At 74.5% G+C, this 11,487-nt stretch carries 4 protein-coding genes; all 4 read left to right on the top strand.

All coding sequences use genetic code 11. The features are described 5' to 3' along the window. The first annotated feature begins 15 nt into the window (after positions 1 to 15). The 4 genes from ACFYXU_RS23005 (at position 16) to ACFYXU_RS22990 (ending at position 11,468) form a co-directional block, all read left to right on the top strand. The gene (locus ACFYXU_RS23005) at positions 16 to 7,332 is read left to right on the top strand and encodes an amino acid adenylation domain-containing protein (RefSeq protein ID WP_389407053.1); all 7,317 of its coding nucleotides are present in this window, start codon (positions 16 to 18) and stop codon (positions 7,330 to 7,332) included. A 44-nt stretch (positions 7,333 to 7,376) separates the two neighbouring features. Next, the gene (locus ACFYXU_RS23000; protein WP_389407008.1) at positions 7,377 to 8,204 is read left to right on the top strand and encodes a 2,3-dihydro-2,3-dihydroxybenzoate dehydrogenase; all 828 of its coding nucleotides are present in this window, start codon (positions 7,377 to 7,379) and stop codon (positions 8,202 to 8,204) included. 166 nt (positions 8,205 to 8,370) lie between these two features. Continuing rightward, complete coding sequence (gene dhbC / locus ACFYXU_RS22995) at positions 8,371 to 9,516, top strand: isochorismate synthase DhbC (RefSeq protein ID WP_389407052.1); 1,146 nt, start codon at positions 8,371 to 8,373, stop codon at positions 9,514 to 9,516. Positions 9,517 to 9,785: 269 nt separating this feature from the next. Beyond that, positions 9,786 to 11,468: a (2,3-dihydroxybenzoyl)adenylate synthase gene (locus ACFYXU_RS22990; protein ID WP_389407051.1), complete on the top strand. Its 1,683-nt coding sequence runs from the start codon at positions 9,786 to 9,788 to the stop codon at positions 11,466 to 11,468. Positions 11,469 to 11,487: the final 19 nt, after the last annotated feature.

Genomic DNA, 11,487 nt, shown 5'->3' with positions numbered 1-11,487 from the left:
GCTCGTATCGAGGACATGCTGCCGCTGTCCCCCCTTCAGCAGGGCATGCTGTTCCACTCCGTCTACGATGACGGGGCGGCCGACGTGTACACCGTGCAGGTGTCGGTGGGGCTCGCGGGCCCCGTCGACGCCGACCGTCTGGAGCGGGCGGGTGCGGCGCTGCTGCGCCGGCACCCGAACCTGCGGGCCGGGTTCTGGCACGAGGGGGTGCCGCAGCCGGTGCAGTTCGTGCCGGCCGAGGTCTCCTTCGCCCTGGAGCGGGTCGACCTGACGGAGACGGGCGCGCGGGGCACGTCGGTGGACGACCGGCTCGCCGCACTGCGCAGGGCCGAGCTGGCCCGTCGTTTCGCGCTGCACCGGCCGCCGCTGCTGCGCCTCGTGCTCGCCCGCACGGGTGCGGAGGAGCACCGTCTGGTGATCACGGTGCATCACATCCTGGTGGACGGCTGGTCGATGCCGCTGCTGGTGGGTGATCTGCTCGCCCTGTACGCGGCGGACGGGGACCCTTCGGGGCTGCCGCCGGTGCGCCCGTACCGTGCCTACCTGAAGTGGCTGAAGGAGCAGGACGTCCCGGCCGCCGAGGCCGCCTGGCGCGGCGCGCTCGCCGGGGTGGAGGAGGCGACGCTCGTCGCCGAGACGGATCCGGGGCGCGCCCCGGTGCGGCCGGGCGTGCGGGGCCTGGAGCTGTCGGTGGAGGCCACCGCCCGGCTGAAGACGGCCGCCCGCCGTCTGGGCACCACGCCGAGCACCCTGGTCCAGTGCGCGTGGGGGCTTCTCGTCGGTGGTCTGACGGGCCGCCGTGACGTGCTCTTCGGTCTGACGGTGTCGGGCCGTCCGGACGAGATACCCGGCGTCGAGTCGATGCTCGGCCTGTTCATCACGACGGTGCCGGTGCGGCTCTCGGTCCGTCCCGAGGAGACCGTCGAGGGGCTGCTGCGCCGCTTCCGCGACGAGCAGAACGCCCTCCTGGCCCATCACCACCTGGGGCTGCGGCTGATCCGGAAGCAGAGCGACGCGGGCGAACTGTTCGACACCCTCGTCGTCATCGAGAACTACCCGGTGGACCCGGCGGCGCGCGAGACCGTCGCCGCCGGGGTGCGGGTGACCGGTGTGGAGGCGGAGGACGCCACGCACTACCCGCTGACTCTGGCGGTGTCCCTGGACGAGCGGGCGCTGTTGCGCCTGGAGTACCGCCCGGACGTGTTCGACGACCGGCGGGCCGGTCTGATCGCGGACCGTCTGGCGCACGTCCTGGACCGGATCGCGGAGGAGCCCGGCACGCGGATCGGCGCGCTGCCGCTGCTGCCGGAGGGCGAGGCGGCGCGGGTGCGCGGGAGCTGGCCGGGGGCGGTGCGGGACGTTCCGGCGGGGACGGTCGTGGACGTGTTCGCGGAGCGGGCGGCCCGTACGCCCGACGCGGTCGCCGTGGTGTGCGGCGCGGAGTCGCTCACCTTCGCCGAGGTCGACGCGCGGTCGGCGCGGCTGGCGTCGCTGCTCGCCGGCCGGGGCGCGGGTCCCGAGTCGGTGGTGGCGCTGGCCGTGCCGCGCTCGGCGGAGACGGTGGTGGCGATCCTCGCGGTCCTGAGATGCGGCGCGGCGTACCTGCCGCTCGATCTCGACTATCCGGCGGAGCGGCTGGGTCTGATGATCGACGACGCGCGTCCCGTGTGCGTGGTGACGACCGCGCGTGGCCTGGGGCTGCTGCCGGCGGCCGGCGACGGCCCGGAGCGGCTCGTCCTGGACGCGCCGGAGACGGTGGCCGCCCTCGCCTCGGCGCCGGCGGTGTGCGCCGCGCCGGAGGTGTCGGACGGGCGTCCGGCGTACGTCATCTACACGTCCGGTTCGACCGGGCGGCCCAAGGGCGTCGTCCTCACCCACGGCGGTCTGTCCAATCTGTACGCGAACCACGTCGCGGACGTCTTCGGCCCGGTCGTCGAGGCGACGGGTGGCCGGCGCCTGCGGGCCCTGCACACGGCGTCGTTCAGCTTCGACACCTCCTGGGAGCAGCTGTTCTGGCTGATCGCCGGGCACGAGCTGCACGTCCTGGACGAGGTGGGCCGCCGGGACGCCGAGTTCGTCGTCTCGTACGTGCGGGAGCACCGGATCGAGACGATGGACGTCACGCCGACCTACGCCCTGGGGCTGCTCGACCAGGGCCTGCTGGATGCGGCGGCGCACCGTCCGGCGCTGCTGCTCCTCGGCGGCGAGGCGGTGCCGGAGGCGCTGTGGTCGGCGGTGCGGGCGGCGACCGGCGTGATGTCGGTGAACCTGTACGGCCCGACCGAGTACACGGTGGACGCGCTGGCGGCGGACCTGTCGGTCGCGGCGACCCCGGTGGTGGGCCGGCCGATCGGCAACACGCGCGCGTACGTGCTCGACGCGGCGCTGCGGCCGGTGCCCGCCGGGGCGACCGGTGAGCTGTATCTCGCGGGTCACGGCATCGCGCGCGGCTATCTGGGCCGGTTCGCGCTGACGGCCGAGCGGTTCGTGGCCGATCCGCACGGCGCGCCGGGGTCGCGGATGTACCGGACGGGCGATCTGGCGCGGCTGCGCGGGGACGGGGAGCTGGAGTACCTGGGGCGGGCCGACGACCAGGTGAAGGTCCGGGGCTTCCGGATCGAGCTCGGCGAGGTCGAGTCCGCGCTCGCGGCGGTCGACGGGGTCGGCGCGGCGGCGGTGGTGGTCCGCGAGGACACGCCGGGGGTGAAGCGGCTCGTCGGGTACGTGACGGGCGCGGCCGACCCGGCGGCGGTCCGCGCGGGGCTGGCCGCGCGCCTGCCGGACCACATGGTCCCGGCGGCGGTCGTGGTGCTGGAGGCGCTGCCGTTCACGGTGAACGGCAAGCTGGACCGGGCGGCGCTGCCCGCGCCGGTGTTCGGCGGCTCCGGGGCGTCGCGGGCGCCGGCCGGGGAGCGTGAGGAGGCCCTGTGCCGGGTCTTCACCGAGGTGCTGGGGCTGGCGTCGGTCGGGGTGGACGACGACTTCTTCGCGCTGGGCGGCGACAGCATCGTGTCCATCCAGCTGGTGACCCGGGCCCGCAAGGAGGGCCTGGTCCTGACGCCGCGCGACGTGTTCGAGCGGCGGACGGTCGCGGCGCTGGCGCTGGCGGCCCGGTCGCCGGAGGAGAAGGCGGCGTCGGTGACGGCGGTCGACGCGGACGCTCCGCTGGTGGAGCTGGACGAGGCCGGGCGGGCGGTCCTGGCGGAGGTCTTCCCGGGCGCCGAGGAGGTGCTGCCGCTGGCCCCGCTCCAGGAGGGCCTGTACTTCCACGCGCAGTACGACGACCGGGCGCTCGACGTGTACCTGATGCAGAACTTCGTGGAGCTGCGGCACGCCGTGGACACGGCGGCGCTGCGCACCGCGTTCGACGCGATGCTGCGCCGCCATCCGAACCTGCGCGCGGCGTTCTGGCACCAGGGTCTGACGCGCCCCGTGCAGGTGGTGCCCGCCGCCTGGGAGCTGCCGTGGGAGGTCCGTGACCTGACGGGTCTCGACCGGGCGGCGCAGGACGAGGCGCAGCGGGAGTTCTCGCTGGTGGACGCGGCGACGCGGTTCGACCTGTCGGCGCCGCCGCTGATGCGGGTGACGCTGCTGAAGTACGCCGAGGACCGGTGGATGCTGTGCGTGACGCAGCACCACATCCTGACGGACGGCTGGTCGGAGTCGCTGTTCTTCGAGGAGCTGTTCGCGCTGTACGGGGCGGGCGGGCGCGAGGAGGTGCTGCCCGCCGTCACGCCCTACCGGGAGTATCTGCGCCGGCTGGCGGGCACCGACCAGGAGGCGGCGCGGGCCGCCTGGCGCGATCATCTGTCCGGGCTCGACCAGGCGACGCTGGTGGCGCCGGCCGATCCGGCGCGGCAGGCGGTGACCGCCGAGGTGGTGGATCTCGCGCTGGGTGCGGAACTGAGCGACCGGCTGCGCTCGTTCGCGCGGGGCTGCGGCGTCACCCTGAACACGGTGCTGTCGACGGCGTGGGCGCTGTCGCTGTCCGGGATGACCGGGCGGAACGACGTGGTGTTCGGGGCGACGGTCTCGGGGCGTCCGGCGGACGTGCCCGGGGTCGACCAGATGATCGGCATGTTCATGAACACGCTGCCGTTCCGGGTGACCCCGCGGCCCGCGGAGACCCTGCGGGACCTGCTGGTGCGGACCCAGGGCGAGCACGCGGAGCTGCTGCCGCACCACTACCTGGGGCTCGGTCCGATCCAGCAGACCACGGGGATCGGGCAGCTCTTCGACACGCTGTACGTGTTCCGGAACACGCCGCTGGACGACGCGGCGCGCGCGGAGGCGGTGGAGCGGCACCAGGTCGGGTGGACGCACAGCGTCGACGGCACGCACTATCCGCTGACGCTGGCGGTGACGCCGGATCGCTCGCTCGAACTGAGCCTGGCGTACCGGCCGGACCTGTACGACCGGCCGGGCGCCGAGCGCCTCGCTCAGCGGCTGCGGCTGCTCCTGGAGCAGTTCGCGGCGGGCGGGGCGACACCGGTGGGCCGGCTGCGGACGCTGGAGGACGGGGAGCGGGCGGCGGTGCTGGCGCTCGGCGCCGACCCGGGGCACGAGGTCCCGGACGTGCCGCTCGTGGAGCTGTTCGCCCGGCAGGCCGAGCGGACCCCGGAGGCGACGGCGCTCGTCTTCGAGGACGAGCGGCTGACGTACGCGGAGCTGGACGGTCGGGCCAACCGGCTGGCCCGGGCGCTGATCGCGCGCGGCGCCGGTCCGGAGCGGACGGTGGCGCTCGGGCTGCCGCGCTCGGCGGACTTCGTGGTGGCGCTGTTCGCCGTGCTCAAGGCGGGGGCGGCGTATCTGCCGCTGGACCTGGACCATCCGGTGGAGCGGCTGGCCGCGATGGTCGAGGACGCGCTGCCGGTGTGCCTGGTCACGGTGGACGCGGTGCGGGGCCGGGTGCCGGTCGTGGGCGGGGTGCCGCCGCTCGCCCTGGACGACGCGGCGACGGTCGCCGAGCTGGCGGGGCTGTCCGGTGGTCCGGTCGAGGAGGGGGAGCTGAGCGGGCCGCGCGACGGCCGCCACCCGGCGTACCTGATCTACACCTCGGGCTCGACGGGCCGTCCGAAGGGGGTGGTGGTGCCGGGGTCGGGTCTGGTGAACATGCTGCTGAACCACCGGGAGCGGATCTTCGATCCGGCGGTGAAGCTGGCGGGCGGACGGCGTCTGCGGGTCGCCCACACGGTGTCGTTCGCGTTCGACATGTCGTGGGAGGAGTTCTTCTGGCTGGTCGACGGGCACGAGGTGCACGTCATCGGCGAGGAGCTGCGGCTCGACCCGGCGGCCCTGACGGCGCACTACGACCGGGTCGGCATCGACGTCGTCAACGTCACCCCGTCGTACGGGCAGCAGCTGGTGGAGGCGGGTCTGCTCGACGCGGATCGGCACCGTCCGGTGCTGGTGCTGCTCGGCGGCGAGGCCGTACCGGACTCCCTGTGGACGCTGCTGCGGGAGACCGAGGGGACGATGGGCTACAACCTGTACGGGCCCACCGAGTACACGATCAACGCGCTCGGCGCCGACGTGGACGGCAGCGACTCGTCCTGCGTGGGCCGGCCCATCCACAACACCCGGGCGTACGTGCTGGACAGCGCGCTGCGGCCGGTGCCGGTCGGCGTGCCGGGCGAGCTGTACCTCGCGGGCGCCGGTCTGGCCCGGGGCTACTTCGCGCGGGCGGCGCTGACGGCGGAGCGGTTCGTGGCCGACCCGTTCGGCGAGCCGGGCACGCCGATGTACCGCACGGGCGACCTGGTGCGCCGTCGCGAGGACGGGCAGATCGACTACCTGGGCCGCACCGACCACCAGGTGAAGATCCGGGGCTTCCGGATCGAGCTGGGCGAGATCGAGTCCGCGCTCGCCGCCGATCCGGGGGTGGCGGCCGCGGCGGTGGACGTGCGCGCCGGGGCGAACGGCGTGCGCAGGCTCGTCGCGTACACCGTGCCCGCCGGGGACGCGTCCGCGACGGACCCGGAGGCGGAGGCCGCGCGGCTGCGGGCGCAGCTGTCGGCGACGCTGCCGGAGTTCATGGTGCCGTCGGCGTTCGTCGGACTGGACGCCCTGCCGCTGACCGTGAACGGCAAGGTGGACCGGGCCGCGCTGCCGGCCCCGGATCTCGCGGACCACGGCGGCGGCCGGCCGCCGAAGGACGCCCGTGAGGAGCTGCTCTGCGGGATCTTCGCGGACGTGCTCGGACTGGAGCGGGTCGGCGTGGACGACAACTTCTTCGAGCTGGGCGGGCATTCGCTGCTCGCGATGGGACTCGTGAGCCGCATCCGCGAACAGCTGGGCGTGGCGGTGCAGGTGGGGACGGTCATGTCGGCGCCGACGGTGGCGGACGTGGCGGTCCGGATCGGTTCGGACGCGCGCCGGGACGCGCTGCGGGTGCTGCTGCCGCTGCGCGAACGGGGCACGAAGGCACCGCTGTTCTGCTTCCACCCGGCCTCCGGGTTCAGCTGGCAGTACACGGGCCTGCTGCGCCACCTCGACCCGGACCGGCCGCTGTACGGCGTGCAGTCGCCGGGGCTCGCGGGTGAGCTGCCGGGCGTCGCCGACGTGTCGGGGCTCGCCGAGCTGTACCTCGCGGCGGTCCGGGAGGTGCAGCCGGAGGGGCCGTACCACTTCGTGGGCTACTCCTTCGGCGGGACGGTGGCGCACACGCTGGCCTCGATGCTCCAGGAGCGGGGCGAGGAGGTCGCCTTCCTCGCGCTGCTCGACGCCTATCCGCCGGAGCGGGACGACTGGTCGTACCTGGAGGCGCCGGACTGGCGTGAGCGCCTGGAGCGGGAGGAGAACGGCTTCCTGCTGTCGGTGGCGGGGCTCGGCGGCGAGACGTCGGAGTCGGCTCAGGAGGGGGCCGCGGCGGGCACGGGGGCCAAGGCGTCCGGGCACGAGGAGCCGATCCGGGAGGAGGCCGTGGCGGGCACGGGCGCCGAAGCGTCCGGGCGCGAGGGGCTCACCCGGGAGGAGGCCGTGGCGGCGATCCGGGACAGTCAGGGGCTGCTCGCCGGCTTCGACGAGGACCTGCTGCGGTCGATCGTGGACACCAACGTGCACTGCGTACGGCTCCTCTCGCGCAGCCGCACGCGCCGCTTCGACGGGCAGGTGCTGTTCTTCACGGCCTCCCGTACGACCGCGCCGGAGGACGCCCCGGCGACGGTGTGGCCCGCGTACGTGTCGGGCGGTCTCGTCGAGCACGTCCTGGACCTGGGCCACGACGAACTGATGACGCCTCAGGCCTTGGCGGAGATCGGGCCGGTCCTGGACGCGGCGCTGCGGGCGATCCCCGAAGCGCGTCCCGAGGACTCCCGTCACGCCACACCGTGACAATCAAACTTAGGATAGGCTTACCTAACTCAAGGGGAAATGTGATGGACACCGACGAGAACCACGGAGCCGCGCCGCGCGGCGAGTTCGCCGGTCGCGTGGCTCTGGTCACCGGCGCGGCCCAGGGCATCGGCGAGGCGGTGGTCCGCGCCCTCTCCGCCCAGGGGGCCACCGTCGCCGCGACGGACCGCGACGCCCTCGGGCTGAAGCGGACCGTCGCCCGGCTGGCGGAGGAGACGGGCGCGGACGCGGCGGCCGGACCGGTCGTCCCGTACGCGCTCGACGTCACCGAGCCGGACGACGTGACGGAGACCGTCACGCGGATCACCCGCGAACTCGGCCCCGTGGACGTCCTGGTGAACGTGGCCGGGGTGCTCCGCACCGGCCCGGCCGTCGAGACGACCGACCGCGACTGGGGGGACGTCTTCGCCGTCAACACGACCGGGGTGTTCCACCTGTCCCGCGCCGTCGTGGCCGGCATGGCCGCCCGCGGCTCCGGCTCGGTCGTGACCGTCGCCTCCAACGCCGCGGGCATCCCCCGCGCGGGCATGAGCGTGTACGCGGCGTCGAAGGCGGCCGCCGTGGCGTTCACCAAGTGTCTGGGCCTGGAGGTGGCCGCCCGGGGCGTGCGCTGCAACGCGGTCTGCCCCGGCTCCACCGACACTCCGATGCAGCGCTCGCTGTGGGACGGCGAGGACGTGCCCGGCCGTGTCCTCGACGGCGACCTCACCACCCACCGCACGGGCATCCCCCTGCGGCGGATCGCCCGGCCGGAGGACATCGCGGAGGCGGTCGTCTTCCTCGCCTCCGACCGGGCGCGCCACATCACTATGCAGGACCTCTACGTCGACGGCGGCGCCACCCTGCGCTGACGTCGGGCGACACCTCCCGACGTCGCCACCGGCACCCGCCGCACACCCCCCGCACACCCATCCAAGGAGCCCTCTCGTGTCGACGGTCCCCCAGCTCACCGCGGCCCCGTCCGCCCTCCGCACACCCACCGCCCCGAGCTCCGACGCCGGGCCCACGCCCTCCTCCGTGGGCGCCGCCACCGGGCTGCTCGACGCCTTCCGCGCGGGCGACCGGTTCCTCGCCACGCCCACCCGGACCCTCCTCGCCCACGGCGTCCTGGCCGAGGTCCCGCACGGCCCGGAACCTCTGGCCCGCCGGGTCTCGGCGACGCTCGCCGACGCCCGGGCGGCGCGTCACCCCGCGCCCGTCGTGATGGGCGCCGTCCCCTTCGACCAGACCGCCCCGGCCGCGCTGGTCGTCCCCGAGACGGTCCGCACCAGACCCGCGCTCGCCTCCGACCCGCTCGTCGCCCTCCCGGCCGACGCCCCTCGCTCGCGCGCCTGGACGGTCCGGCCCCACCCGGCGCCGGACGTCTACGCGGAGGGCGTCGCCAAGGCCGTCGACCGCATGTGGCAGGGCGAGTTCAGCAAGGTGGTGCTCGCCCGCACCCTGGACATCACGGGACCCGACGAACTGGACCTCCCCGCGATGCTCCGCAGGCTCGCCCGCCGCGACCCGCACGGCTACAGCTTCGCGCTCCCCACCCACGCCGGCCGCACCCTGCTCGGAGCCAGCCCCGAGCTCCTGGTCTCCCGGCACGGCGACCGGCTGGTCTCCAACCCGCTGGCCGGATCCATACCCCGGAGCGACGACCTCGCGGAGGACGTGCGCCGAGCGGTGACCCTCCTGGAGTCCGCCAAGGACCTGCACGAGCACGCGGTCGTCGTGGACGCCGTGCACCAGACCATGGCGCCGTACTGCTCCGCCCTCGACGTCCCGGCCCGCCCCTCGCTGATCCGCACCGCCACCATGTGGCACCTCTCCACCACGGTCACCGGGACGCTCGCCCACCCCGAGGTGTCGGCCCTGGAGGTCGCCTCCTCCCTGCATCCGACCCCGGCGGTCTGCGGCACGCCGACCGCGCTGGCCCGCGAGGTCATCCGGGAGACCGAGCCCTTCGACCGCGGCTTCTTCACCGGCATGGTCGGCTGGGGGGACGCGGACGGCAACGGCGAATGGGTCGTCACCATCCGCTGCGCCGAAGCCGACTCCCGCACCCTGCGCCTCTACGCGGGAGCGGGCGTCGTCGCCGCGTCCGTACCGGCGGACGAGACCGCCGAGACCGGCGCCAAGTTCCGCACCTTCCTCCACGCGGTGGGAGCCGACCTGTGAGCGCGCTGTCGCGTCCGGCGACGTCCCGTCCCGCGCCGGAGCCGGTGGCGGTGGTCGGTTCCGCGCCGGAGCCGGTGGCGGTGGTCGGGTCCGCGCCGGAGCCGGTGGCGGTGGTCGGTTCCGCGCCGGAGCCGGTGGCGGTGGTCGGGTCCGCGCCGGAGCCGGTGGCGGTGGTCGGGTCCGCGCCGGAGCCGGTGGCGGTGGTCGGGTCCGCTGCGGAACCGGTGGTCTCGCCCTCGCCCGAGCGGGAGGCCCTGCCCGGATTCCCCCTGTCGCCACGGCCCGCTGAGGCGTCGGGTACCGCTCCCGCCTGGCCGGCCGACTTCGCCGAGCGGTACCGGAACGCCGGCTGGTGGGAGGGCATCACCTTCGGCACCCTGCTCCGCACACGGGCCGCGGCACACCCCGACCGCGTCGCCGTCGTCGATCACGCCGGCCCCGGCGGCACGCGGCGGGCCTGGACCTACGCCGACCTCGACGTGCGCGCCGACCGTCTCGCGGCGGGTCTCTCCGCCCGAGGGATCGGCGCCGGCGACAAGGTCGTCGTCCAGCTGCCCAACGTCGCGGAGTTCCTCGAAGTGATCTTCGCGCTCTTCCGCCTCGGCGCGCTCCCCGTCTTCGCCCTTCCCGCGCACCGCGAGTCGGAGATCGCGTACTTCTGCGACTTCACCGGTGCCGCCGCCTATGTCGTGCCCGACCGTCACGACGGCTTCGACCACCGCGCGCTGGCGGCCACGGTCCTCGCCCGCTCCCCCGAGCTGCGGCACGTGTTCGTCGTGGGTGAGGACGCCGGCCCCTTCGAGGCGCTCGCCGACCTCCCCGCAGAGCCCGTCGATCTGCCGGACCCCGATCCGTCGTCCACTGCCTTCCTCCAGCTCTCCGGCGGCAGCACCGGCGTGCCCAAGCTCATCCCCCGCACGCACGACGACTACATCTACTCGCTGCGCGGCTCGGCGGAGATCTGCGCGCTCGACGAGGACAGCGTGTACCTGTGCGTGCTGCCCGCAGCGCACAACTTCCCGCTCTCCTCGCCCGGTTCGCTGGGAACGCTGTACGCGGGCGGACGGGTCGTCATGTGCCCGCGCCCCGCGCCCGACACGGCCTTCCCGCTGATCCAGGACGAGCGGGTGACGATCACCGGCCTCGTGCCGCCGCTCGCCCTCGTCTGGACCGACGCCGCCACCGTCACCGCGTACGACCTCTCCAGCCTGGACGTGCTCCTGGTGGGCGGCGCGAAGCTCGCCGAGGAGGCGGCGCGCCGGGTGCGACCCGCTCTGGGCTGCACCCTGCAACAGGTCTTCGGGATGGCCGAGGGGCTGGTCTGCTACACGCGGCTCGACGACGACCCGGAGACGGTCGCCACCACCCAGGGCCGGCCGATCTCCCCGGACGACGAGATCAGGGTCGTGGACGACGAGGACGAGGACCTGCCGGTCGGCACGACGGGCCACCTGCTCACGCGGGGCCCGTACACGATCCGTGGCTACTGGAACGCCCCGGACCACAACGCCCGCGCGTTCACCGAGGACGGCTTCTACCGCACCGGCGACCTGGTGCGTCTGACCCCGAGCGGTCATCTGGTCGTCGAGGGCCGCGCCAAGGACCAGATCAACCGGGGCGGCGAGAAGATCGCGGCCGAGGAGGTCGAGAACCATCTCCTGGCGCACCCGTCGGTGCACGACGCCAACGTGGTGGCCGAGCCCGATCCGTACCTCGGGGAGCGGAGCTGCGCGTACGTGATCCGGCGGGGCGGGACGGAGGCGGTCACGGCGGCGGCCCTGCGGCGGTTCGTCCGGGAGCGCGGGCTGGCCGGCTACAAGGTGCCCGACCGGATCGCGTTCGTCGACGCCTTCCCGACGACGGGCGTGGGGAAGATCTCCAAGAAGGACCTCAGGATCCTCGGGCCGGAGAAATCGGAGAGCCCCGAGAGCCCCGAGAGCCCCGAAGTCTGACGCTCACACGGACCACGCC

It is taken from the genome of Streptomyces sp. NPDC002232, from assembly GCF_042890295.1.
Taxonomy (GTDB): Bacteria; Actinomycetota; Actinomycetes; order Streptomycetales; family Streptomycetaceae; genus Streptomyces.
The sequence above is the reverse complement of the archived record's forward strand: the minus strand, read 5'-3'. Positions and strand labels throughout refer to the sequence as shown.